At 70.1% G+C, this 22768-nt stretch carries 21 protein-coding genes and 1 pseudogene; 10 read left to right on the top strand and 12 right to left on the bottom strand.

The window, feature by feature from the left end; genetic code table 11:
- Positions 1–529 precede the first annotated feature (529 nt).
- Positions 530–1075, bottom strand: a pseudogene (locus tag ACZ4WH_RS24910) (hypothetical protein); the annotation flags it as partial.
- Here ACZ4WH_RS24910 and ACZ4WH_RS24905 point away from each other — a divergent pair.
- Together ACZ4WH_RS24905 and ACZ4WH_RS24900 are read left to right on the top strand one after the other, a co-directional pair.
- Complete coding sequence (locus ACZ4WH_RS24905) at positions 956–1702, top strand: DUF5753 domain-containing protein (RefSeq protein ID WP_468184110.1); 747 nt, start codon at positions 956–958, stop codon at positions 1700–1702. The pseudogene ACZ4WH_RS24910 and the gene ACZ4WH_RS24905 overlap by 120 nt on opposite strands.
- Before the next feature lie 8 nt (positions 1703–1710).
- Positions 1711–1911: a DUF397 domain-containing protein gene (locus ACZ4WH_RS24900; protein WP_468184107.1), complete on the top strand. Its 201-nt coding sequence runs from the start codon at positions 1711–1713 to the stop codon at positions 1909–1911.
- Positions 1912–1960: 49 nt separating this feature from the next.
- Here ACZ4WH_RS24900 and ACZ4WH_RS24895 read toward each other — a convergent pair whose 3' ends face one another.
- Entirely contained in the window at positions 1961–4144 is a 2184-nt protein-coding gene (locus tag ACZ4WH_RS24895) for a hypothetical protein (protein ID WP_468184105.1), read from the bottom strand.
- Positions 4145–4359: 215 nt separating this feature from the next.
- Between ACZ4WH_RS24895 and recD2 the strand changes: the two genes are divergently transcribed.
- The gene (gene recD2 / locus ACZ4WH_RS24890; RefSeq protein WP_468184102.1) at positions 4360–6612 is read left to right on the top strand and encodes an SF1B family DNA helicase RecD2; all 2253 of its coding nucleotides are present in this window, start codon (positions 4360–4362) and stop codon (positions 6610–6612) included.
- 305 nt (positions 6613–6917) lie between these two features.
- The gene (locus ACZ4WH_RS24885) at positions 6918–8207 is read left to right on the top strand and encodes a citrate synthase (RefSeq protein ID WP_468184099.1); all 1290 of its coding nucleotides are present in this window, start codon (positions 6918–6920) and stop codon (positions 8205–8207) included.
- Positions 8208–8837: 630 nt separating this feature from the next.
- Here ACZ4WH_RS24885 and ACZ4WH_RS24880 read toward each other — a convergent pair.
- Together ACZ4WH_RS24880 and ACZ4WH_RS24875 are read right to left on the bottom strand one after the other, a co-directional pair.
- Positions 8838–11090 (bottom strand): heavy metal translocating P-type ATPase, encoded by a 2253-nt coding sequence (locus ACZ4WH_RS24880; protein ID WP_468184096.1) that lies wholly within the window; start codon positions 11088–11090, stop codon positions 8838–8840.
- A gap of 87 nt (positions 11091–11177) precedes the next feature.
- Entirely contained in the window at positions 11178–11417 is a 240-nt protein-coding gene (locus ACZ4WH_RS24875; protein WP_103810267.1) for a heavy-metal-associated domain-containing protein, read from the bottom strand.
- A 232-nt stretch (positions 11418–11649) separates the two neighbouring features.
- On the opposite strand from ACZ4WH_RS24875, the gene ACZ4WH_RS24870 reads away from it, so the two are divergent.
- The gene (locus ACZ4WH_RS24870) at positions 11650–12399 is read left to right on the top strand and encodes a chaplin (protein ID WP_468184093.1); all 750 of its coding nucleotides are present in this window, start codon (positions 11650–11652) and stop codon (positions 12397–12399) included.
- Positions 12400–13185: 786 nt separating this feature from the next.
- Here ACZ4WH_RS24870 and ACZ4WH_RS24865 read toward each other — a convergent pair.
- Together ACZ4WH_RS24865 and ACZ4WH_RS24860 are read right to left on the bottom strand one after the other, a co-directional pair.
- The gene (locus ACZ4WH_RS24865) at positions 13186–13461 is read right to left on the bottom strand and encodes a hypothetical protein (RefSeq protein ID WP_030650680.1); all 276 of its coding nucleotides are present in this window, start codon (positions 13459–13461) and stop codon (positions 13186–13188) included.
- Positions 13462–13525: 64 nt separating this feature from the next.
- On the bottom strand, positions 13526–14347 hold the full coding sequence (locus tag ACZ4WH_RS24860; protein WP_468184090.1) for a hypothetical protein: 822 nt from the start codon (positions 14345–14347) through the stop codon (positions 13526–13528).
- A gap of 459 nt (positions 14348–14806) precedes the next feature.
- Between ACZ4WH_RS24860 and ACZ4WH_RS24855 the strand changes: the two genes are divergently transcribed.
- The 3 genes from ACZ4WH_RS24855 (at position 14807) to ACZ4WH_RS24845 (ending at position 16253) form a co-directional block, all read left to right on the top strand.
- Positions 14807–15289 carry a hypothetical protein gene (locus ACZ4WH_RS24855; protein WP_468184088.1) on the top strand — a complete coding sequence of 161 codons (483 nt, stop codon included), beginning with the start codon at positions 14807–14809 and terminating at the stop codon, positions 15287–15289.
- Between the two features lie 154 nt (positions 15290–15443).
- Entirely contained in the window at positions 15444–15734 is a 291-nt protein-coding gene (locus ACZ4WH_RS24850; protein WP_468184085.1) for a hypothetical protein, read from the top strand.
- Between the two features lie 225 nt (positions 15735–15959).
- Positions 15960–16253, top strand: a complete 294-nt coding sequence (locus ACZ4WH_RS24845; protein ID WP_468184083.1) for a hypothetical protein — start codon at positions 15960–15962, stop codon at positions 16251–16253.
- Between the two features lie 156 nt (positions 16254–16409).
- Here ACZ4WH_RS24845 and ACZ4WH_RS24840 read toward each other — a convergent pair whose 3' ends face one another.
- The 5 genes from ACZ4WH_RS24840 to ACZ4WH_RS24820 all read right to left on the bottom strand — a co-directional run bounded on the left by ACZ4WH_RS24840 (position 16410) and on the right by ACZ4WH_RS24820 (position 19888).
- Positions 16410–16754, bottom strand: a complete 345-nt coding sequence (locus ACZ4WH_RS24840) for a hypothetical protein (RefSeq protein ID WP_468184081.1) — start codon at positions 16752–16754, stop codon at positions 16410–16412.
- 259 nt (positions 16755–17013) lie between these two features.
- On the bottom strand, positions 17014–17298 hold the full coding sequence (locus ACZ4WH_RS24835; protein ID WP_468184078.1) for a hypothetical protein: 285 nt from the start codon (positions 17296–17298) through the stop codon (positions 17014–17016).
- Positions 17299–17464: 166 nt separating this feature from the next.
- Positions 17465–17806, bottom strand: coding sequence for a hypothetical protein (locus tag ACZ4WH_RS24830; RefSeq protein ID WP_468184076.1), 342 nt, complete (start codon positions 17804–17806; stop codon positions 17465–17467).
- 172 nt (positions 17807–17978) lie between these two features.
- Positions 17979–18221 (bottom strand): hypothetical protein, encoded by a 243-nt coding sequence (locus ACZ4WH_RS24825; protein WP_468184073.1) that lies wholly within the window; start codon positions 18219–18221, stop codon positions 17979–17981.
- Between the two features lie 254 nt (positions 18222–18475).
- Positions 18476–19888: a condensation domain-containing protein gene (locus ACZ4WH_RS24820; RefSeq protein ID WP_468184070.1), complete on the bottom strand. Its 1413-nt coding sequence runs from the start codon at positions 19886–19888 to the stop codon at positions 18476–18478.
- Positions 19889–20173: 285 nt separating this feature from the next.
- Here ACZ4WH_RS24820 and ACZ4WH_RS24815 point away from each other — a divergent pair, with 285 nt between their 5' ends.
- A complete protein-coding gene (locus tag ACZ4WH_RS24815) occupies positions 20174–21217 on the top strand; it encodes a zinc-dependent alcohol dehydrogenase family protein (protein ID WP_468184068.1) in 1044 nt (347 codons plus the stop codon).
- Between the two features lie 66 nt (positions 21218–21283).
- On the opposite strand, the gene ACZ4WH_RS24810 is transcribed toward ACZ4WH_RS24815, so the two are convergent.
- Positions 21284–21484, bottom strand: coding sequence for a helix-turn-helix transcriptional regulator (locus ACZ4WH_RS24810; protein ID WP_030993109.1), 201 nt, complete (start codon positions 21482–21484; stop codon positions 21284–21286).
- 332 nt (positions 21485–21816) lie between these two features.
- Here ACZ4WH_RS24810 and iolC point away from each other — a divergent pair, with 332 nt between their 5' ends.
- Positions 21817–22767 (top strand): 5-dehydro-2-deoxygluconokinase, encoded by a 951-nt coding sequence (gene iolC, locus ACZ4WH_RS24805; RefSeq protein ID WP_468184065.1) that lies wholly within the window; start codon positions 21817–21819, stop codon positions 22765–22767.
- Position 22768 lies beyond the last annotated feature (1 nt).

Raw genomic sequence — 22768 nt, 5'->3', positions numbered from 1 at the left:
CCGCCCCCACCCACCGCTCGCCGCCAAGCCGGCCCGGCGTGCTGGCGAGACGCGTCCGCGCCCCGCCCACCGGCCGTAAGTCGCTAAGCCCACCCGGTGTGCAGGCGAGGCGCGAGTGCGCCCCTCCGCCCCCACCCACCGCTCGCCGCCAAGCCGGCCCGGCGTGCTGGCGAGACGCGTCCGCGCCCCGCCCACCGGCCGTAAGTCGCTAAGCCCACCCGGCGTGCAGGCGAGACGCGAGTGCGCCCCTCCGCCCCCACCTGCCGTTCGCCGCTTAGCCGGCCCGGCGTGCTGGCGAGGCGCCGATGCGTACCCCTAGCGCCGGGTGTGGGCGCAGCTGACCCGAGGGCCCGTTACCGGTCGGGGCCACCGCTGTTCCGGGCCGCTCGCTCGCTTCTCCCTCGTGCTGGAGCGGGTCGGGTCGAGGGTGGGCCGGAGGCCCATCGCCGAAGGCGACGCGCAGCGCCCTTGACGCGGCCCGTGGAAGCACGACACTGGCCGGGAAGCGAGCGGCCCAAGGGTCACGTGCTCACTCCTCGGTGAACAGCTCCGTCGCGTCCGCTGCGTGTACGGCTCGCTGGGCCCAGGTCTCCAGCTGGTCGAGGTCTGTGCAGGCGTTCACCCGTTCGCGGACGGTGTCGGGCACCGGGATGCCGCGCCATTCCAGGATATGAAGCACCATCTCGGCCTTGGCCTCGGCCCGGCCTTGTTCCAGCCCCTGTTCCAAGCCTTCTTCCAGCCCCTGCTCCCGCCCTTCTTCCCGTACCTGTTCGGCCAGGGGGTGTCGCCAGAAGTACTGGATCGCCGTCATCAAATCCCTCCACATCTGCGTCGCCTGGGGATCGGCCAGGCATGAGTCGACGAACTGCACGAAGACCGCGGCACTGTCGGGGACGATGGTCCGCAGGGCGGATGCCAGGGATTCCAGTATGGCCGCCGCCCGGGGCCCCCGCCCGTGTGTCATCGCCGAGAGCACCGCAAGAGGGAAGAGACCGGCCTCGCGGGTGTGAGCGAGAAGCGGTTGCGCCGCCTCGCATCCCACTACGCCTGCACGGACGAGGAGTTCATCGACGCCCTGGTGGCGATGGCGACCGACAGGACACGTGGCTGGTGGGAGGAGTACCGGGGTCTGCTCCCGACGCCGTTCCTGAACCTGTCGGAGCTGGATCACCACTCCCGTTTTCAGTACAACGTGGTCATCGTGTTCGTGCCGGGCCTGCTACAGACGGCCGACTACGCCCGCGCCGTCTACGCCACCAGAGTCCCCGAACTCACCGAGGAGGAACTGGAGCTGCGCGTGCGCCACCGCATGGCGCGGCGCGTGATTTTCGAGGGTCCCTCGCCCGCCCCCTTCGACGCGGTGATCCACGAGGCAGCGCTACGGATCATGGTCGGCACCCGGACCGCGGCACGAGACCAACTCGCCTACATCCTGGAGCTTTCCGAAGCGGATCACATCAGCGTGCGGGTCATCCCGTTCGATCGGGAGGGTTTCTCTGGCGGCAGCAGTTCGATGGCTTACCTCGGTGGCAGCGTGACCAAACTGGACACAGTGATCCGTGACGGCCCCACCGGTGCGGTGTACATCGACGCCGAAGACCAACTGGCCACGTACCGCGCGCGGTTCCAGCAGGTGAAAGCCATGGCGCTGGAGCCCAAACAGTCGCGTGACCTCATCCATCAGCTGGCGAAAGAACTGTGAGGCACAGCATGACCGCCCCGAGCGACTGGCGAAAGTCGTCCTACTCCGGCGACGGCGAGGGCGACGACTGCGTGGAGATAGCCACCACCCCCACCCACACCTCCATCCGCGACTCAAAAGCCCCCGCCCGAGCCACCCTCACCTTCCCCACCCCCGCCTTCACCACCTTCCTCGAAGCCCTGAAGACGCCCCCGTACCTCCACTCCTAGGCACCCAGGCCGCCGCCAGGCGCGTCAAGCGAGGGCTGGTGCTCGGGCGTCACGGCCTGAGGGCGGTGAGGAGGTCCGGGATCAGCGCCGCGTTGGGGTGGCTCAGAGGTACGGTCAGCACCGGCTTCTCGGCGCCCGCCTGATAGACGTAGATCATGCCGTTGTACGGTCGCGTACCGCTGATCGACTCCCAGGGCAGGGAGAGCCGGGGCTTGGCACACGCGATGCCGCCCTGGTTCACCTTCACGCTGCCGCCGACCGTGACGGTCTCACCACGGCGGACCTGGGCGACCAGCTCGGTGAGCAACCGGGGCTCCAGGTACTGCCTGGCGAGGTTCACCAGGAACGTCCACTCCTCGGGCTGGTCGGCTCGGCGGCCTGCCTGGGAGAAGTGCACGCGAACCGCGGGCCCGCCGTAGTACGGGTACCTGCCCACCGCGAAGTCCCATGCGTTGTCGTGGGTCGTCGGGTACAGGAACCGCTTGGTGGCGGTGTGGGTCGCCGTGTAACTGACCCACTCAACCTGGTCGAGCGCGAGCGAGTGCCTGCCGAAAGTGATCGTCCGTGGGTCGGCGTAGAGACGTTTGCGGCGGACCTGTGTATCGAGGACCGGCACCGGGCCGGGCTGCGCCGGGCTCGATGGCGCCGTCCGGTCCGGCCGGGGATCGGACGGCCGCGTCGTCGCACCGGTGGCCTGCGGTGCCGTGCGGGTCGCGGGGCCGGCCCCGGCGTCGCCGTCGGCGCCGGCGACGTATGCGGAGAGCCATGCCGGTGTGTGGGCGCGTGGGTAGGCGGCCAGGTCGTCGCGGTAGCGTTCGGGCGCCAGCAGGTGGTCGTCGGGGAAGGGCTGGTCGCCGTAGTCGTAGTCCGTGGTGATCCGGGCGTTCGTTCCCGCGCTGTGGCTGACGGTGAGCACCAGGCGCCACCACGGGCCGGCCGGCATTCGTGCGGCGAGGTGCCGCTGCCGGCGGACCAGTACGGCTATCTGCTCGGGCACCCGAACCTCGGTGCTCCGGTTCCCGGCCCGGAACCGCAGCTGAGCGACCTCGCCGGAGACCGTGAAGGAGAAGGCCGCCGAGAAGCGGTCCCACCCCGGCGGGCCGAGCAGGGCCAGTTGCTGCGCGATCGGGCCGAGCAGCCGGGACGCCCTGGCCGCGACCACCTCCTCGGTGGGGGCGTCGACGGAGAACGAGCTGATGCCCGCGGAGCCCTCCGCCGCGGAGTCGAGCCGCATGACCTCGTCCCTGAGGTCGGTCATGAACCGTTCCTCGGCGAGGGCGCGGCGAACGTACGCCTCTTCGGCGGTGAACATCTCCTCCGCCTGCCGCGGGGGGATCGAGCTGGATATCTCCTTGACCCGCCCGACGTCGCTCACCAGGAACACCGACCGGCCCACCGGCATGTCCAGGAACGCCATCGGATCGCTCTCGTCGACGTCCACCGGCGCGTACACGCTCCAGCCCGCTTCGAAGCGGTCCGCCGCCAGACCCTGCGTGGGGTAGTCCAGGCGGCGTGCCCGTATCCGCTCCACGACCAGGGAGATCGCCTGTGCTGCGGCGATCGGGCCGCCCTCGGGCCTCGCGACGTGGTCGAGAGGGTGGCCGGCCTGGCCGCCGGGGTCGGTGCCGGCCGACGACCGGCCCCGGTAGTGCTGCGTGAGGTCGAACCAGAGGCAGACCTCCTCGGCCGTCTCGACATCGACGTCGGCCGCGATCACCGACCAGGAGCCGCCGGCGTCCCGTCCGTAGAGCGTGACCACGTCACCGTCGTCCCGGCCGGCCACGACGTAGTCCGCCTCGTGGAGATCGCCGAGTTCGGCCGCCTCGGCGAGCGTGGGCGCCGTGGAGCCGACGCGTTCCCCGAACGGCTGTCCGCTCACGTCGATGGCGGTCAACACGTAATCGTCTTCATCGTCTTCGGGGACGGGGTCGTACTCGTAGCCGACCTGTGGGCTGCCGTCCCAGGCCGGCTCCGGCCGGGACAGGGCATCGTGCCGGCGGCGTATTTCCACGACGACGGGGGCGGGGGCGTTGGTGACGAGGACCGACCAGGTGCCGGAGGCGTCTCTCCCGTAGAGGGTGATGTCGTCGTGCCCATGGCGGACCGAGACGTAGTTCGTCCGGTGACTGTCGCCGTATGCGGCGGCTTCGCCGAGCGTGGGAGCCGTGGGGACGACGCGTTCCCCGAGTCGCTCGCCGCCGGCATCGGTGGCAGCCATCACATAGCCGGTCATGAGTCCGGGCTCCTGTCGCTACAAGGATCAGGGGTGCGGGGCGCCCGTCACTCTAGTGGCTGACGAGGCCAGGTCGCCCCTGCCCGGAGTGTCACCGTTCTGGTGCAAAGCCTCGCGCTCATGGAGGAGTTGGCCGCTGGGAGCCGGCCGCTCAGGGCCGTGGGCAGGGGCCGTACCGGTGCGCCGGTGTCAGACCCCACAGGTACCGTCGGATCATGGCTCAACAGGCGGGGACCCAGACCGGCGAACGGCGTCTTGCCGTGGTCGAAGGCGTGCTGGAGCGGATCACGTACGCCAACGAGGAGAACGGGTACACGGTGGCCCGGGTCGACACCGGCAGAGGCGCCGGGGATCTCCTCACGGTGGTCGGCGCGCTGCTCGGTGCCCAGGTCGGGGAGTCCCTCCGGATGGAGGGCCGCTGGGGGTCGCATCCGCAGTACGGCAAGCAGTTCCATGTGGAGAACTACACGACCGTGCTGCCGGCCACCGTCCAGGGCATCCGGCGCTATCTGGGGTCCGGGCTGGTCAAGGGCATCGGGCCGGTCTTCGCCGACCGCATCACCCAGCACTTCGGCGTCGACACCCTGAGGATCATCGAGGAGGAACCCAAGCGCCTCGTCGAGGTCCCCGGCCTCGGCCCCAAACGCACCAGGAAGATCGCCGACGCGTGGGAGGAGCAGAAGGCGATCAAGGAGGTCATGCTCTTCCTCCAGACCGTCGAGGTGTCCACCTCCATCGCCGTGCGGATCTACAAGAAGTACGGCGACACGTCGATCTCCGTCGTGAAGGAACGCCCCTACCAGCTCGCCGCCGACGTCTGGGGCATCGGCTTCCTCACCGCCGACAAGATCGCCCAGTCGGTCGGCATCCCCCACGACAGTCCCGAGCGCGTGAAGGCCGGCTTGCAGTACGCGCTGTCGCAGTCCGCCGACCAAGGGCACTGTTTTCTGCCGGAGGAGCGGCTGATCGCCGATGCCGTGAAGCTCCTCCAGGTCGACACCGGGCTGGTCATCGAGTGTCTGGGCGAGCTGGGTCAGGTGCCGGAGGACGGAGGCGATCCGGGGGTCGTACGGGAGAAGGTGCCCGGGCCCGACGGCGGTGACGAGCCTGTCAGTGCCGTGTACCTCGTCCCCTTCCACCGTGCCGAACTCTCCCTCTCCGCCCAGCTGCTGCGGCTGCTGCGCACGGACCAGGACCGGATGCCGGGGTTCCGGGACGTCGACTGGGGCAAGGCGCTCGGATGGCTGAGATCCCGCACCGGTGCCGACCTCGCGCCCGAGCAGGAGGCCGCCGTGAGGCTCGCGCTGACCGAGAAGGTCGCCGTCCTCACCGGCGGGCCCGGCTGCGGCAAGTCGTTCACCGTGCGCTCGATCGTGGAGCTGGCCCGGGCCCGGCGCGCCAAGGTGCTGCTCGCCGCCCCGACCGGCCGGGCCGCCAAGCGGCTGGCCGAGCTGACCGGTGCCGAGGCCTCCACCGTGCACCGGCTGCTGGAGCTGAAGCCCGGCGGGGACGCGGCCTATGACCGGGACCGGCCGCTCGACGCCGACCTGGTGGTCGTGGACGAGGCCTCCATGCTGGACCTGCTGCTCGCCAACAAACTGGTGAAAGCCGTACCGCCGGGGGCCCATCTGCTCTTCGTCGGAGACGTGGACCAGTTGCCCAGCGTCGGCGCGGGCGAGGTTCTCCGCGACCTGCTCGCCGACGGCAGTCCCGTCCCGGCCGTCCGGCTCACCCGGGTCTTCCGGCAGGCCCAGCAGTCCGGTGTCGTCACCAACGCGCACCGGATCAACGCGGGACAGCATCCGCTCACCGACGGGATGAAGGACTTCTTCCTCTTCGTGGAGGACGACACGGAGGCCGCCGGCCGGCTCACCGTGGACGTGGCCGCGCGGCGGATTCCCGCCAAGTTCGGGCTGGACCCGCGCCGGGACGTACAGGTGCTCGCGCCGATGCACCGGGGGCCGGCCGGTGCGGGCGCGCTCAACGGGCTGCTCCAGCAGGCCATCACGCCCGGGCGGCCGGATCTGCCGGAGAAGCGGTTCGGTGGCCGGGTCTTCCGTGTCGGCGACAAGGTCACCCAGATTCGTAACAATTACGAGAAAGGGAAGAACGGTGTCTTCAACGGCACCGTGGGCGTCGTCACCTCGCTCGATCCGGTCGACCAGCGCCTGACCGTGCTGACGGACGAGGATGAGGAGGTTCCGTACGAATTCGACGAACTGGACGAACTGGCCCATGCGTACGCGGTGACCATTCACCGTTCGCAGGGCAGTGAATATCCCGCCGTGGTGATTCCCGTCACCACGGGAGCATGGATGATGCTCCAGCGGAACCTGCTCTACACGGCGGTCACCCGGGCCCGTCAGCTGGTCGTCCTCGTCGGTTCACGCAAGGCGATCGGGCAGGCGGTGCGCACGGTGTCGGCCGGGCGGCGGTTCACGGCCCTGGACTTCAGGCTGGGGGCCTGAACCCCGGGCAGCGGCCCCTGAAGTCATGCCGCGGCGGCGCCTGAAGTCACGGGCCGTGGCCCGGAAGTCACGGTGGCGGCCCTGATCCGGGCTCGAAGGCAAAAATGATCGATCAAATGAGTCGTGAAGGTCACAGAGCACTTCCAGTTGCCCCTCCGAGGGGGCAGGATGAGCAGATTGACGGCACTGAGTGCCGCCAATAGGCCCAATGGTCGACCCCGAGTGCACTCTCCTGAGCCAAATGGGGGATGGTAGAGACAGTCAGGGCACCTCGAAGATGAGGCACTACGTCGGTGAGGGAAGACGTGAGCGACAACTCTGTAGTACTGCGGTACGGCGACGGCGAGTACACCTACCCGGTGGTCGACAGCACCGTCGGTGACAAGGGCTTCGACATCGGGAAGCTCCGCGCCCAGACCGGTCTGGTGACTCTGGACAGCGGCTACGGCAACACCGCCGCCTATAAATCCGCGATCACCTACCTCGACGGCGAGGCGGGCATCCTCCGCTACCGCGGCTACCCCATCGAGCAGCTGGCCGAGCGCTCCACCTTCCTTGAGGTGGCGTATCTGCTGATCAACGGCGAGCTGCCCACCGTCGACCAGCTGACGGCGTTCAAGAACGACGTCACGCGGCACACGCTGCTGCACGAGGACGTCAAGAACTTCTACAAGGGCTTCCCGCGCGACGCCCACCCGATGGCCATGCTGTCCTCGGTCGTCTCGGCGCTGTCCACCTTCTACCAGGACAGCCACAATCCCTTCGACGAGACGCAGCGCGACCTCTCCACGATCCGGCTGCTCGCCAAGCTGCCGACGATCGCGGCGTACGCGTACAAGAAGTCGATCGGCCACCCGTTCGTCTACCCGCGCAACGACCTCGGTTACGTCGAGAACTTCCTGCGGATGACCTTCTCGGTGCCGGCGCAGGAGTTCGAGCTGGACCCGGTCGTCGTCGCCGCGCTGGACAAGCTGCTGATCCTGCACGCCGACCACGAGCAGAACTGTTCGACCTCCACGGTCCGCCTGGTCGGTTCCTCGCAGGCCAACATGTTCGCGTCGATCTCGGCCGGCATCAGCGCCCTGTGGGGCCCGCTGCACGGCGGTGCCAACCAGTCCGTGCTGGAGATGCTGGAGGGCATCCGCGACTCGGGCTCCGACGTCGACACCTTCATCCGCAAGGTGAAGAACAAGGAGGACGGCGTCCGGCTGATGGGCTTCGGCCACCGGGTCTACAAGAACTTCGACCCGCGCGCCAAGATCATCAAGGCCGCCGCGCACGACGTGCTCTCCGCGCTGGGCAAGGAGGACGAGCTCCTCGACATCGCCCTGAAGCTGGAGGAGCACGCGCTGTCCGACGACTACTTCGTCGAGCGCAAGCTGTACCCGAACGTGGACTTCTACACCGGTCTGATCTACCGGGCCATGGGCTTCCCGACCGAGATGTTCACGGTCCTGTTCGCCCTCGGCCGCCTGCCGGGCTGGATCGCCCAGTGGACCGAGATGATCAAGGAGCCGGGCTCCCGCATCGGCCGCCCGCGCCAGATCTACACGGGCGTGGTGGAGCGCGACTTCGTGCCGGTCGAGGAGCGCTGAACCCACTGAGTGGAGGGGCCTGTCCGTCCGGGCGGGCCCCGAGCCGTTGGTGAGGCGGGCTCCGAGCCGGTAGGCGGGCTCCGGGCCGGTGGTGAGAACGGAAAAAGCGGAAGGCGCCCTGAGACGCCGGTCCCCCCACGGGCCGACGACCAGGGCGCCTTCCCATGTCCCGGTGCGGATTCCCCCCACGGGATCCGGCCGGGCGCTCGGAGAGGACAGCGCCTGAATCGCTGTCTGTGAGCAGAACGAGCAAAACTCGGCCTGCTCCAGTGATGCGGTGCGATCTGCCGGGACAACGCACGCCGGAAGGGCCGCTCAAAGCTTCCCGGTGTGCGTGCCCCGGCAACGCATCTCTGAGGAAGTCCCCCAAGACATCCCCAGATGTCAGTCAGCGCCCCCCAAGACGCTGGTCTGACATCGCCAACTTAGACCTTCGAACCCCTTCGATGGTTACGTTCGCATCACTGTGATCTGCGTCTCTTGCATATGTCCTTTAGGTGCGCAAGAGCCCCGATACGGCGATCGGGGCTCAAGCGTAAGGATGATGCGCGAGCCTTGTGAAGAGCTTATGTGAGGCTCGCGCCGGACTCTAGGGGGACTGGGACATCGGCCCCGGCAATTGCCACCGCCTCACCGGAAGGCCCGCAGCCGCAGACTGTTGGTCACGACGAACACCGAGGAGAAGGCCATCGCCGCGCCCGCGATCATCGGGTTGAGCAGCCCGGCGGCGGCCAGTGGCAGCGCGGCGACGTTGTAGCCGAAGGCCCACACCAGGTTTCCCTTGATGGTGGCCAGCGTCCGCCGGGACAGCCGGATCGCGTCCGCGGCCACTCGCAGATCCCCGCGCACCAGTGTCAGATCGCCGGCCTCGATCGCCGCGTCCGTGCCGGTGCCCATGGCCAGACCCAGGTCCGCCGTGGCGAGCGCGGCGGCGTCGTTCACGCCGTCGCCGACCATGGCCACGGACCGCCCCTCGCGCTGGAGCCGTCGTACGACATCCACCTTGTCCTCGGGCAGCACCTCGGCGAAGACGTGCGCGGAGTCGATGCCGACCGTGCGCGCGACCGCCTCGGCGACCGTCCGGTTGTCCCCGGTGAGCAGCACCGGCGTGAGCCCCAGCGCGCGCAGTTCGCGGACCGCCGCGGCGCTGGTCTCCTTGACCGTGTCGGCGACGGCGAGGACCCCGCGGGCCCGCCCGTCCCAGCCCGCCACGACGGCCGTACGCCCCTCCTGCTCGGCCTCGCGGGCCGCGCGGGCCAACTCCTGCGGAAGGTCGTCGTAGAGGCGCCCCACGGCCACCTCACGGCCGTCCACCCGCCCGCGTACGCCCCGACCGGGCACGTTCTCGAAGTGCTCGACCGGCGGCAGGGCTCCCGCGTGTTCCTCGGCGCCGGCGGCGACGGCGCGGGCCACGGGGTGCTCGGAGGCGTGCTCCAGGGCGCCGGCGAGCCGCAGCAGCTCCTTCTCGTCCTCGCCCTCGGCGGCGTACACCGCCTGGAGGCTCATCCGGCCGGTGGTGACCGTGCCGGTCTTGTCCAGGACGACCGTGTCCACCCGGCGCGTGGACTCCAGCACCTCAGGGCCCTTGATCAGGATGCCGAGCTGGGCGCCGCGCCCGGTGCCGACCATCAGCGCGGTCGGCGTGGCGAGGCCCAGCGCGCAGGGGCAGGCGATGATCAGGACGGCGACGGCGGCCGTGAACGCGGCCACGGTGTCGCCGGTGACACCCAGCCAGACGCCGAACGTGCCGACCGCGATGAGGATGACCACGGGCACGAAGACGGCGGAGATCCGGTCGGCGAGCCGCTGCACCTCGGCCTTGCCGTTCTGCGCGTCCTCGACCAGCCTCGCCATCCGGGCGAGCTGGGTGTCCGCGCCGACCCGGGTGGCCTCCACGACCAGCCGGCCGCCCGCGTTCACCGTGGCGCCGGTGACCCGGTCGCCGGGACCGACGTCCACCGGCACCGACTCGCCGGTCAGCATGGAGGCGTCCACCGCGGAGACGCCCTCCACGACCGTGCCGTCGGTGGCGATCTTCTCGCCGGGCCGGACGACGAACCGGTCGCCGACGGCCAGGGACGACACGGGGACGCGCACCTCGCGGCCCTCCCGCAGCACCGCCACGTCCTTGGCGCCCAGCTCCATCAGAACCTTCAGGGCGGCGCCCGCGCGGCGCTTGGAGCGGGCCTCCAGGTAGCGGCCGAGCAGGATCAGCGCGACGACTCCGGCGGCGACCTCCAGGTAGATCGTGGAGGCGCCGTCCATGCGGGAGACGGTGAGGCGGAACTCGTCGTGCATGCCGGGCATGCCCGCGTCGCCGAAGAACAGCGCCCACAGCGACCAGCCGAACGCGGCCAGCGTGCCGACCGAGACGAGGGTGTCCATGGTGGCGGCGCCGTGCCGGAGGTTGGTCCAGGCGGCCCGGTGGAAGGGGGCGCCGCCCCAGACGACGACCGGCGCGGCGAGGGTGAGCGAGAGCCACTGCCAGTTGTCGAACTGGAGCGCCGGGATCATCGAGAGCAGGACCACGGGGGCGGCGAGCAGCGCGGAGACGAGCAGGCGGTGGCGCAGGGCGCCCAGTTCGGCGTCCGGTGCGGGGGTTTCCGGTTCCGCTTCGGGCGCGGGCCGCGGTGGTGGGGGCTCTTCGGCGGTGTAGCCGGTCTTCTCCACGGTGGCGATCAGGTCGGCGACCTGGACGCCGTCGTCGAAGGCGACCTTGGCCTTCTCGGTGGCGAAGTTGACGGTGGCGCTGACGCCGTCCATCCGGTTGAGCTTCTTCTCCACCCGGGCGGCGCAGGAGGCGCAGGTCATCCCGCCGATGAGCAGTTCGACCTCGGAGGTCGTGCCCGTGGCCGGGGCTGTCTCTGCGGTGGTGCTGGTCATGTCCGGACTCCAGACATCGGACCGGGCCGTACGGATCCAGTATCAGCTGGTCGGCAGGGCCCGGGTCGGGGAAACGGAGGGTCTTCCTCAGGCCTGGCCGGCCAGCTCGAAACCGGCCTCGTCGACGGCGGCGCGCACGGCCTCCTCGTCCAGCGGGGCCTCGGAGACGACGGTCACCTCGCCGGTCGACGCGACGGCCTTCACCGAGCTGACGCCCGGGATCTGGGAGATCTCGCCGGAGACGGAGCCCTCGCAGTGGCCGCAGCTCATGCCGGTCACCTTGTAGACGGTGGTGACGGGGCCCGTGGTGTCGGTCTGAGCGGTCATCGTTGCTCCTCGTAGAGGTGTTCGGGGCCAGTGGGGTCCCTGGGGGATCCCCGACTTGGCCACAGTATACCCCTAGGGGGTATGAATCGTCACGACTCGCTGTGCGCGGGGCCCGGCCGGAGGCCCGCCCGGAACAACTCGCGAGCGTCACGCCATAACTCCGCAAGGGGCACGTCCGTTTTATGTGGGTGCGGGTGAGTGCCCGCGATGATGTCAGGAAGGCAGGAAACCAATGAGACGGACTACCCGAAACGGTGTGTTCGCCGTCGCCGCCGCGTCCGGCGCGATGGTCGTGGCGTTCCCGGTGTCCGCCGCCTTCGCGGCCGACGGGGCCGGTGCCGAGGCAACGGCGGCCGGCTCGCCCGGTGTGCTCTCCGGCAACAACGTCCAGGTCCCGGTGCACGTGCCGGTGAACATCTGCGGCAACACCGCCGACGTGGTGGGGCTGCTCAATCCGGCCGCGGGCAACACCTGTGTGAACGGCGGTGCGGCGAAGACCGCAGGTGCCGGGAAGAACGGTACGGCGAAGGCCGTCGTTGCCGGGACCAGCGGCGCGGCGAAGGCCCGCGGCGCCGGCGACAGCGGCGCATCGGTCGCGTCCGGTGGGGCGTCGGCCCACGGCAGCACCGCGGACTCGCCCGGGCTGCTGTCGGGCAACGGCCTCCAGCTCCCGATCGACCTGCCGGTGAACGTCTCCGGGAACAGCGTCAACGTGGTCGGTGTGGGCAACCCGGTCTTCGGCAACCACTCGGTCAACGAATCCGGCCACCACCCGATTCCGGCCCCGCACTCCGCGGTCCCCAAGCCCCGGGCCCCCAAGCCCCCGGCTTCCGCCCGGTCCCACCCCGCCCCGCGCCCCGTGGCGTCCTCGCTGGCCCACACCGGAGCGGACCTCACGGCCCCCGCTCTTGCGGGCAGCGTCGCGCTCATCGTCACGGGTGGGATCCTGTACCGCCGCTTCAGTGGGGGCCACGTCCGCTGAGGCGGCCCCCACGTCCGCCGGTGCGCCCCGGTTCGGACCAGTGCTGCGGGCCCACTGTGCCCTCTCCCGGACCCGCAGTGCCGAACCGGCGACGTGCCCCCCCGGGGCCGGTGCCCGAGTCACCGACGGGCGCCGGCCCTGTCCTGCGGGACCGAGGGCCGCGTGTGCCCACGCGGCCCCTCACGAAGCGTCCGCTGTCCCACTGGCTGACCGGCCACCGGCCGGAGACCCCTTGGGGCGGAATCGAGAGTGGGACGAGCGGTCGGCGGGCACAGGCCCGCGCTCCCCTCCGGCCCACCAGCCGGCAGGCTGCGGAGGGCGGGAGGAACCGGCGCGTGACTCAAGGTGCGCCGTGTCGTTGAAGGGGTGCGTTCCCTTCGGTCAGGGCCCCGGAAGTCATGCGAAGAACTTCCGGGGCCCTGGCGTGTTCCGGCCGGTCCGGGCAGACCGGTCCCCGCAGCAGCCTGTCGGTTGTCGTACACGACAGCACCGCGTTCCCTGAGCGGTCCCGGGCAACCGCGGAACGCGGCCGCCGGGATTGCGGATGGGCCGTCGGGAATCACGTGCACGCGGAGCGCGAAGGCGGATCCCCGTCGGGCCAACGGCGGTCGCGGGCGTTCGGGACACGCGAGGGCATCCGGCCGCCGGCCGAGCAGCGGTCCGGTCGGCGGCGTCCATGCGTGGGAAAGGGCACGCTCAGACCACGAGACACGCCACACGCGATGGCACTGGCGTGGTCTCGACGGAATGGTCTGTGCGTGCCCGGGGCAGAGGGCGGCGAGGCCGTCAGAGCGCCTGGCTGTTGCAGCCCATGTCCGAGCCGAGGTGGCTCTGCTGCGCGCCGGGGTTGCCTTCACCGTTCAGCAGGTTGCCCGCCAGGCCGGTGATCGCACCGATGCTGCCGATCACCTCGATGTTCATGTCGTGCGAGCGGCACTCGATGCCCTGCGTGATGTCGAGGTCGTGGCCCGGCTCACCGTGTGCGAACGCGGCGTTGCCGCCGAAGGAGCCGACACTGCCGAGGATGGCGCCCACGAGGACCGCCTTGTGAAACGTGCGCATGGGTTCTCCGTTGGTTGAGGGGACGCGATCTGCACCAGATCGGGTCGGGATTTCGGTGAGGCTGTCAGCCGAGCCGGGGAAGCCCCAGCTGGCCGACGGGTGGCGCCGCGACCTGCCCGAGGCCGACCGGAGCCAGTTCCGGCACGCTCCCCGGCGTGATCTGCGGGTTGAGGAGCGGGTTGATCTGAGGGTTCACCTGGGGGTTCACCTGCGGGGCGACGTGCGCCGGAGGTTCCGGGGCGAACGCCTGGGGCACCGCCACCTGAGGGGCGACCTGCGGCATGACCTGCGGCATGACCTGGGGCACCACCTGCGCCCGCTGCGGGGGAGCGGCTTGGACCGGCTGCGGGGGAGCGGCCTGCTGCGGGTAAGGCGTGGAGGAGGCCTGTGCCGTCCCGAGCGACGTGGCAGAGGCCGTGGCGTAGCCGGTCTGCTGTTGCGGCGCCGGCTGCGCGTACTGAGGCGGGGCCTGCTGGGGTGCGGGCTGTGCGTACTGGGGAGCCGGTGCGGGTTGTGCGTACTGGGGAGGCGGGGCCTGCTGGGGTGCGGGTTGTGCGTACTGAGGTGGCGCCTGCTGGGGAGCCGGTGCGGGTTGCGCGTACTGGGGAGGCGGGGCCTGCTGGGGTGCGGGCTGTGCGTACTGAGGTGGCGCCTGCTGGGGAGCCGGTGCGGGCTGTGCGTACTGGGGAGGCGGGGCCTGCTGAGGGGCCGGTGCGGGCTGTGCGTACTGGGGAGGCGGGGCCTGGTAAGCGGGATACTCGGGAGCCGGCGCCGGAGCGGGACCGCCAGGTCCGACGAGCGTGTCGGCATGGCTGACGCCGACGCCGATGGCGGACAGACCGCCGGCCGCCGCTACAACGAGCGCGGCCTTGTGAAGCTTGCGCATGAAACCCTCGGCCCTTCGATACCTGAAACGTTGCCTTCAGCGCGGTCACGCGTGCGGCGGGTGCGGTTATTCGCACTGCACGGTCAGCAGCGGTGATGCTGAGCAGCACGCGGACTTCGCGGCGGAGCCGACAGCGAATCCACTCACCTCTGTTCGGGTTGACGGCCGCTGCCCCTCTCCCCGTTGGAACGACCACTCCTCGCTGTGGTCACGGTTCTTGAGAGCCGTCACCCGTTTGCTCCGACGGGCGGCATTACGTCTGGGTCCACGCGCCTTTGGGTCAAATGGGTGACCCCTGGGGGGCGCCCGTATCTGAGTCCGCTCCCACCTCGTTCCTCAGGAGCCAAGCGCGATGCTCCATCGCCGCCGCAGAGAGGGCAGCAAGAACAGCGACAACTGTGCTGCCGCATCAGCAATTCACCAGGTTCCGTGCACAGGTCGAGAAGGGCCGAGGATTCCATGCGCAAGCTTCAGCAAGTCGCGCTCGTCGTCGCAGCAGCCGGTGGTCTGTCCGCCGTCGGCGCCGGCCCAAGTTCCGCCGCCACTCCCGCCTACAACGGGGCTGTGCCGCCGCCCGTTTCACAGCCGGACGCCCAGGCCGCCGCGGCCACCTCATCTCAGGCGACCGCGCAGACGTACGGTTCACCGGCACTGCGGCAGGCGCCCCCCCAGCGGGGCACCGAAGTCGCCCCGCAGATCAACCCGCAGTTGAACCCGCAGATCAGTCCGCAAGTCACCCCGCAGGCGCCGCAGTCGCAACAGGGCGCCCCGGTCCACCAGAACAACCTGTTCCGTCCGTACCAGGAGTGCAGCCCGCAGACGCTGCTCGACGCGAACATCCCGGTCGCTCTGCTCGCGGCGTCGGAGACGCACGGCGTCGAGTGCACTCAGGCCAACAGTCAGGCGAACTCCCTCGCCAGCGCCACCGCGATGCGGCAGTAGCGCTACCTGATACGGCCTTTCGGGTCATTGCTGTCGCGGACTCACGAATTCGGCGCGTTGATGTCCGTTTTGGGGTATTTCGTATTAGTCTCCCGTAACTGAGACGAGTCGATCGAGCACAGATCGAACTCACCCACATCCACTCGGAGATGACATGCGCAAGCTTCGCAACGTTGCCGTCCTGGTCGCCGCGCTCGGCACCATCGGACTCGTGAGCGGCACGGCCCACGCGGGCCAGGGTGGCGGCAAGGACGGTGACCACGGCGACAGGTTCAAGATCACGCAGAGCTCGCAGTGCAAGTCGCACGACCTGAACCTCGACATCCTCGGCGAGGTCGGCCTGCTCGACGGCGTGCTGGGCAACGGCCTCAACGGCGAAGGCAACCCGGGCGCCCAGGCCACCAACATCGGCTCGACGATGGGCTGCAACAACAGCGCCCTCTGAGAGTCCTGTCCGGCGCGACAGACGTCGGATGATCAACGGTCCCGGCAGCCGAGTATCAAGCAGGGTGCCGGGACCATTCGCACCCGCCGACAGGCCCTCCGCGGCGGCGAGAGCCGCTCGCATTCGGCGCGTTGCAGGCTTTCCGCAACGACGTACCAGTCTTCGTGAACGCACGAAAGTCGGTCTCTCGTAGATCGCATCCACCCTCACTTCACGGGAGATGACATGCACAAGCTTCGCATGGCTGCCGTCCTCTTCGCCGCAATCGGGAGCGTCGGGCTCCTGGGCGCCGGCGCTGCCCACGCCGACCAGGGCTGGGGCAAGGGCGGCGACAAATTCGACGTCAAGCAGAGCAGCACCTGTTCGTCGCACGACCTGAACCTCGACATCCTCGGCGAGGTCGGTATCGGCAACGGCCTGGGCGGCAACCTGCTGAACGGCGAGGGCAACCCGGGAGCCCAGGCCACCCACATCGGCTCGACGATGGGTTGCAACAACAGCTTCGGCGGCGGCCAGTAGAGCGGACAGCAATTCCCGGAACCCCGGCCATCGGCCAGGGTTCCGGGAATTTTTCTTTGCCCGGCGAATATGCGGCCGTATTGGCGGGCCAGTGTACGTCCGCGGAAACGAAACGCCGGACCGGGGTCGCTCCGGCCCGGCAGTCTCCGGTATTCCTCAGAGCTCGATGTGCGGCTTCTTGAAGCCCTTGGGCAGCTCCGCCCTGTTGGAGCAGTCCACAACCTGCCCCACGTCGGCGGACCCACTGCCCGTCAGTTCGTCCTCCGGGAACACCACGCGCGGCCGGTCCGCAGTCGAGCAGTTCTGCTCCTGCTTGAGGGTGTGTGTGCCATCCTTGTCGGTCCGGGTCTCGCTCTTGCGGACGCAGACGGTTCCTCCCTGCGCAGTGGACTTGCAGTCACCCGGATTCGTGTCCGCGTACGCGTGGCCGGCGCCGACGCACACCAGGGCGAGACCGCCGACGAGCCCCGAGACGGTGGCGATCTTCTGCAGACTGAACATGTGTTGCTTTCCTTTACGACAGAGGCCCGGGCGCTTGTGCCATTGACCGGCGTGCGCCCGGGCCGAGAAGGTCGGAACAGATCATCCTGCGCCCGGGCGCGCGGCGAGCCGAACGCGTAGGCGGGATGGCGGCAGCCCGGACGCGCGCCGTTGGATTGCCGCGCGTCCGGGCTGACTTCGTCATGGGGTGTCACTCGGCACACCGTCGAACGGATGCGCCCGTTGCCGTGGCGCCGAGGGGATGCGCCCCGTTACGTCTTTACTCGCCCTGGTGGTCCCCGCCCTCGTGGTCCCCGCCCTCGTGGTCCCCGTAGCCCTCCTCGGGCCCGGCGTACCTCTGCTCCTCCGGCTGGCCCTCGTGCTTGTCCTGCGGCTGCACGTAGTAACCGCCACCGACGGCCACGGCGTTCGCCGAGGAGTTGGCCACGGCGGTGACCTCCGGAGCCGAGTCGTCGCCGCCGTGGGCGAAGCCGACCCCGGCGCCGAGGGTGGACAGGCCCATAACCGCCGCCGCTACGACCGCAGCGCGCTGAAACTTACGCATGTTAGACCCTTTCTGACCCAGGCACGGTGCCTGGACTGACTACTCAACGTGAGCTTATGTGGACGTTGAGTAATAATTCAGGATCTACACTCCACATGTCGCGTCGATCCCTCTTATGCCGTAGAGGCACCGTGAGGCGTCGGTCGGGGAGCTGTGGTTGCCGGGGTCAACGCCACAGGCTGGGCGACTCCGGCCGGCCCTCGGCCTTTTCGGGCACTCCCCTTGTGGTGGGGGAGCAGGTCACCTCGGGTCCGAGCCGTGTCTGGCCATTACCCAGGGCGGCCGGCAGGGTGAGGGGGTCCACCTTCTGGCAGTTCTCCTGGTGGGGGATGACGCCGTCTTCGGGAATCTCACCCGTGATCCGCTGTGTGCAGGTGAGGCCGCCCAGGAGATCCCGGGTGCAGGTTCCCGGGTCGCTTCCGGCGTACGCCTGGGTGGCGCCGACGCAGGTCAGGGTGAGGCTGCCGAGCAGCCCCGAGGCGGCCACGATCTTCTTCGTGCTGAACATGTGATGCGTTTTCCCTCTGTCGGGGTGCCCGGGTGGTCGGGCACCGTGCGCCCCGGGCACCGGCCGCGCCGGGCTCTGTCTTCGACGCTCGGGCGGCCGGCCGGGGAGCGGGACCCTGCGGGGTCGGCCTCGCAGGGTCCCGCGTGAGCGTCGCGCGCGATGACCGCCGGGCTCAGCCAGTGAAAGCGCTGTTGTATTGGCCGCAGGTGGTGTCCATGGTGTCAGCGAGACCGAGGACGGCGATCGGGACGTCGTTCTCGGACACCGTCTGCGGGCTGCACTCCTGGTAGGGGCGGTAGAGGTCGGTGACCTGCAGCCCTCCGTCGGGGGTGTCGGCGATGGCGGTGCCGGCGCCGATGGCCGACAGGCCGCCGGCCGCCACTGCTGCGATCACGACCTGCTGAAGCTTGCGCATGGAACCCTCGGTTCTTTGCTTGTTCGTTGAGGCTAGTTGCCTAGTGTGACCAAGCCGATACTAGCAGTAACGAACGGGGTGTTCTGTGCCGGGCGCCTGTGTCACGCGGGGCAAGGGGCCTGAGAACCGGGCGTTCGCCAATGCCTGGGCCGGTCAGGGCCGTTGTCGCCCGGTGTCGGGCGTCGGGTCACATGAGCTCGTGCGGGTGAAGTGCAGCGCGAGCGTCAACGAGGGGCAGGGAAGGGGTGGTTGCGTCAGAAGTAAGCCGGCTCCGCGACCCGGAGGCCGTCTCCTGCCGACGCGGAGAGGATCAGGTCCCGCAGTCCCTCGACGTACCGTCGTACGTTCTTGCAGGCGACGTCGGTGTCCGGGTAACGGCAGGCGAGCCACAGCCCTTCGTGCAGCCTGTTGACCCAGACGCACACCTGGTCGCCGTACGACACCCGGATCAGCCCGTACGCCTTCCTCTCGGTCCAGCGGGCCGAGCCGGGAGTGAGTCTGGCGTCCACGTACGAGACGATCGAGTACAGGTCGGGTGAGGTCGGGCGGAAGTCCGCGCCGAGCAGGCGGAGTACGCGGGCCAGCGGGATGCGCGCAAGCGAGCGGTTCGCCCGCAGTTCGGCGCGGACGGCGGTGAGCGCGTCGTCGAAGTCCCGTGTCGCGGGCACCTCGATCGGCGCACCGCCGACGTACCAGCCCACGGAATCTGACCAAGCGGGCTTCAGCCGGGTGTGGAACGGGACGACCGTGCGGTAGTACGGCTGACCGCCGAGCTCGTGGACGATCAGACTGGTTGCGGCCAGGAGGCCCACCAGGCTGCCGCCATGGGGTCGGCAGCGCTCCTCGAAGGCGGCGGCCGCGCCCGCGTCGAGGAGCGGCTCGCACATCAGCTTCTGGGCCGGCAGTGTGCTGCCGGGTCGCAGGCCGAGGTCGACGGGGAACTCCGGAAGCCTCCCGTCGCACCGGCTGATGAACTCTCGCCAGCGCGCGACGATCGCGTGTGTGTCGTCGATCCCGTCCGCGTCCGCCCGCTCCTGTTCGCAGAAGTCCACATAACTCCCCACGGATGTACCGGTGGTGGGCTGGCCCGTGACGTCCGCCGTGTACAGTTCGTGGATTTCCTCCGGGATGCGCTGGAGGGAGTAGGCGTCGACGTTGGTGTGGTCGAACACCGCGTACACGCTGGTGGAGTCGTCGCGGACGACGGCCGCGTAGATGAGGTTCGGCCAGCCGAGCGCGTCCGCCGCCACATCGAACCGGTCCTGCATGTACCGGACCAGAGCCTTCGCGTCGGTGAAGTCGCCGATCACCTCGCGGCGCAGCGACACGTCCTTCTCGGCGAGCGTGAACCGGCGCAGTTCGTCGCCCGCCCACCGGAAGCCGCTGCGCAGTGTCTCGTGCCGCACCGTCCAGCGGCGCAGCGCCTGTTCGAGTGCGTCGAGGTCGGCTCGGCCCGGCAGGTCGAACGCGGTGCCCAGCCACGTCGGTACGAACAGTCCGTCCGCGCGCACCGACCGTGCCGTTCTGACGTGTGACTCCTGGATGTACGCCGGCGGCCGCGGGTCCGCCGGCAGTGCTGACGCCGCCGTGATGGTCGCCGGGCTGAACGTCCACTCGACGAGCCGTCCCGGCCGGACCTCGGAGCGCTGGATGTCAGAAATTCGCACGGTGGCGTCTCCTTCGCAGAAGACACCAGCTTGATCAGAGCGGAGCCGTGTGCGAGCAGTGGTCGCTGTGTCGTCGGCTTTTCATCGGGATGTGTGACGTCTCGAACGGCGAAGCGACTCTTCTCCCGACGGCAACCGGGCCGCGCGCGTACGGTGTTCGCCACCGGAATCGTGGCACGAACGCGGTCGTACGAACTCGTCGTCGTCACACCGACTTTCAGCGGTGGCGACCGGGAACCCTCTCCCCTGACCTAGCCTTCGCACAGGTTCCCGGAAGGAGCGTGTATGCGAGCCGTGGTCTTCGAGCGGTACGGCGACCCAGCCGAGGTGACGGACGTGCCCGACCCCCGCCCCGCCCCCCATGGCGTGGTCGTCCGTGTCGAGGCCACCGGCCTCTGCCGCAGCGACTGGCACGGCTGGATGGGGCACGACCCGGACATCACGCTGCCGCACGTGCCGGGGCATGAACTCGCCGGTGTGGTCGAGTCGGTGGGCGCGCGGGTGACTGGCTGGCGGCCCGGCGACCGGGTCACCGTGCCGTTCGTCTGCGCCTGCGGCAGCTGCCCGTCCTGCGCGGCGGGCGACCAGCAGGTGTGCGAGCGGCAGACCCAGCCCGGCTTCCACCACTGGGGCTCCTTCGCCGAGTACGTGGCGCTCGACCACGCCGACGTCAATCTCGTCGCGCTGCCGGACGACATGACGTACGCCACCGCCGCCGCCCTCGGCTGCCGCTTCGCCACCGCGTTCCGGGCGGTGGTGCAGCAGGGGCGGGTGGCGGCCGGGGAGTGGGTCGCGGTGCACGGTTGCGGCGGGGTCGGCCTGTCCGCCGTGATGATCGCGGCGGCCTCGGGGGCCCGGGTGGTCGCGGTCGACGTGTCACCTCGAGCGCTGGAGCTGGCGCGGACGTTCGGAGCCGCGGAGTGCCTGGACGCGACCGGCGTGTCCGACCCGGCCGCCGCCGTCCGGGAGCTGACCGGCGGCGGCGCCCACCTCTCCCTCGACGCGCTCGGCTCGCCCGCCACCTGCGCGGCCTCCGTGAACGGCCTGCGCCGTCGCGGCCGGCACGTCCAGGTCGGTCTGCTGCCCTCGCCCGACGGCACCACCCCGGTCCCGATGGCCCGCGCGACAGCCCTGGAGCTGGAACTCCTCGGCAGCCACGGCATGGCCGCCCACACCTACCCCGGCATGCTCCACCTGGTCCGCTCCGGCGTGCTGCGTCCGGATCTCCTGGTGACCCGGACGATCACGCTCGACGCGGCTCCGGCGGCCCTGGCGGCGATGGACACGGCGCCGGGCGCGGGCGTCACGGTCATCGAGCCCTGGAGCTGACAGCTCAGCACCCACCACCGCTTCCCCCCGAGGCCCGCTGCCCGGCACCGTGTCCGTGAGAGCGCGTCAGTCGTCTCTGCGGCCGCGGTTGCCGGGGCGGGAGGCGACCCAGGCGCGGACGGTGTCGGCGTACCAGTAGGGCTTGCCGCCCTCGACATGGTCGGGCGGGGGCAGCAGCCCGTGCTTGCGGTAGGACCGCACGGTGTCCGGCTGCACCCGGATGTGCGCCGCGATCTCCTTGTAGGACCAGAGCCTTCGGTCGGCCATGCGTTGCACCTCCCCGCGCGCACCACGGCGACGACCGGGGAGGGCCGCCGGGGGGACCGGGCGCTGCGCTGATCATCAAGCCTGTGCCCGGTGAACGACACAGAGTGACCGACGGAACTCCCCTGTCGACCGGGTGTGACCGAGAACCCGCGTACTCGTGACATGTGTGACGGGAGGGGGGTGTTTGTGACACACCCATCACAAAGCGCAACCCTCGCGGGCGGCCCCGCCCAACCTCCGGAGGGATCTGGTCCGAATGTCTGGACAAAACATTGACATGGCTCGGCATGCGGGACTAGAAAGCCGGGGAGAGCCATGACGAAGGGAAGCCGATGGCCTACGACCTGATCACCATGGGGCGGATCGGAGTGGACCTGTACCCGCTACAGACCGGTGTCCCGCTCGCCCAGGTGTCGTCCTTCGGCAAGTTCCTCGGCGGGTCGGCGACGAACGTCGCGGTCGCCGCGGCCCGCCTCGGCCGGCACACCGCCGTGATCACCCGCACCGGCGACGACCCGTTCGGCACCTACCTCCACGAGGCGCTGCGCGGCTTCGGCGTCGACGACCGCTGGGTCACCCCCGTCCCCGGCCTCCCGACTCCCGTCACCTTCTGCGAGGTCTTCCCGCCGGACGACTTCCCGCTCTACTTCTACCGGCGGCCCAAGGCCCCCGACCTGGAGATCGACGCCCACGAGCTGGACCTGGACGCCGTCCGCGAGGCCCGGATCTTCTGGGTCACCGGCACCGGCCTGAGCGAGGAGCCGAGCCGTACGGCGACCCTCGCGGCCCTCGCCCACCGGGCCAAGGCGGGCATCACCGTCTTCGATCTCGACTGGCGCCCCATGTTCTGGTCGGACCCCGACACCGCCCGCCCCTTCTACGCCGAGGCCCTGCGCCACACCACCGTCGCCGTCGGCAACCTGGACGAGGTGGAGGTCGCGACCGGGGTGCGCGAGCCGCATGCCGCCGCCCGCGCCCTGCTGGACGCCGGGGTCGAACTGGCCGTCGTCAAGCAGGGACCCAAGGGGGTCCTCGCCGTCAACCAGCGGGGCGAGTCCGCCGAGGTCCCGCCCCTGCCCGTCACCGTACTCAACGGACTCGGCGCCGGGGACGCCTTCGGTGGCTCCCTCTGCCACGGCCTGCTGGCGGGCTGGGACCTGGAGACGATCATGCGGCACGCCAACGCGGCCGGTGCCATCGTCGCCTCCCGCCTGGAGTGCTCCTCCGCGATGCCGACCCCGGACGAAGTGGCCGCCGCGCTCGACGCCGGAGCGGTGCTGTGAG

Source organism: Streptomyces sp. NPDC029138 (assembly GCF_055564375.1).
This window is presented reverse-complemented; position numbering and strand designations above follow the sequence as displayed.

What these genes read in the sequence shown, in the direction of transcription:
- ACZ4WH_RS24860 (WP_468184090.1), bottom strand. Translation starts at nt 14,347, where the DNA reads ATGCGCAAGCTTCACAAGGCCGCGCTCGTTGTAGCGGCGGCCGGCGGT.
- ACZ4WH_RS24900 (WP_468184107.1), top strand. Translation starts at nt 1,711, where the DNA reads ATGACCGCCCCGAGCGACTGGCGAAAGTCGTCCTACTCCGGCGACGGC.
- ACZ4WH_RS24865 (WP_030650680.1), bottom strand. Translation starts at nt 13,461, where the DNA reads ATGCGCACGTTTCACAAGGCGGTCCTCGTGGGCGCCATCCTCGGCAGT.
- ACZ4WH_RS24845 (WP_468184083.1), top strand. Translation starts at nt 15,960, where the DNA reads ATGCACAAGCTTCGCATGGCTGCCGTCCTCTTCGCCGCAATCGGGAGC.
- ACZ4WH_RS24830 (WP_468184076.1), bottom strand. Translation starts at nt 17,806, where the DNA reads ATGTTCAGCACGAAGAAGATCGTGGCCGCCTCGGGGCTGCTCGGCAGC.
- ACZ4WH_RS24855 (WP_468184088.1), top strand. Translation starts at nt 14,807, where the DNA reads ATGCGCAAGCTTCAGCAAGTCGCGCTCGTCGTCGCAGCAGCCGGTGGT.
- ACZ4WH_RS24880 (WP_468184096.1), bottom strand. Translation starts at nt 11,090, where the DNA reads ATGACCAGCACCACCGCAGAGACAGCCCCGGCCACGGGCACGACCTCC.
- ACZ4WH_RS24875 (WP_103810267.1), bottom strand. Translation starts at nt 11,417, where the DNA reads ATGACCGCTCAGACCGACACCACGGGCCCCGTCACCACCGTCTACAAG.
- ACZ4WH_RS24815 (WP_468184068.1), top strand. Translation starts at nt 20,174, where the DNA reads ATGCGAGCCGTGGTCTTCGAGCGGTACGGCGACCCAGCCGAGGTGACG.
- ACZ4WH_RS24825 (WP_468184073.1), bottom strand. Translation starts at nt 18,221, where the DNA reads ATGCGCAAGCTTCAGCAGGTCGTGATCGCAGCAGTGGCGGCCGGCGGC.
- ACZ4WH_RS24850 (WP_468184085.1), top strand. Translation starts at nt 15,444, where the DNA reads ATGCGCAAGCTTCGCAACGTTGCCGTCCTGGTCGCCGCGCTCGGCACC.
- ACZ4WH_RS24810 (WP_030993109.1), bottom strand. Translation starts at nt 21,484, where the DNA reads ATGGCCGACCGAAGGCTCTGGTCCTACAAGGAGATCGCGGCGCACATC.
- ACZ4WH_RS24835 (WP_468184078.1), bottom strand. Translation starts at nt 17,298, where the DNA reads ATGCGTAAGTTTCAGCGCGCTGCGGTCGTAGCGGCGGCGGTTATGGGC.
- ACZ4WH_RS24840 (WP_468184081.1), bottom strand. Translation starts at nt 16,754, where the DNA reads ATGTTCAGTCTGCAGAAGATCGCCACCGTCTCGGGGCTCGTCGGCGGT.
- ACZ4WH_RS24870 (WP_468184093.1), top strand. Translation starts at nt 11,650, where the DNA reads ATGAGACGGACTACCCGAAACGGTGTGTTCGCCGTCGCCGCCGCGTCC.
- ACZ4WH_RS24895 (WP_468184105.1), bottom strand. Translation starts at nt 4,144, where the DNA reads ATGACCGGCTATGTGATGGCTGCCACCGATGCCGGCGGCGAGCGACTC.
- recD2 (WP_468184102.1), top strand. Translation starts at nt 4,360, where the DNA reads ATGGCTCAACAGGCGGGGACCCAGACCGGCGAACGGCGTCTTGCCGTG.
- iolC (WP_468184065.1), top strand. Translation starts at nt 21,817, where the DNA reads ATGGCCTACGACCTGATCACCATGGGGCGGATCGGAGTGGACCTGTAC.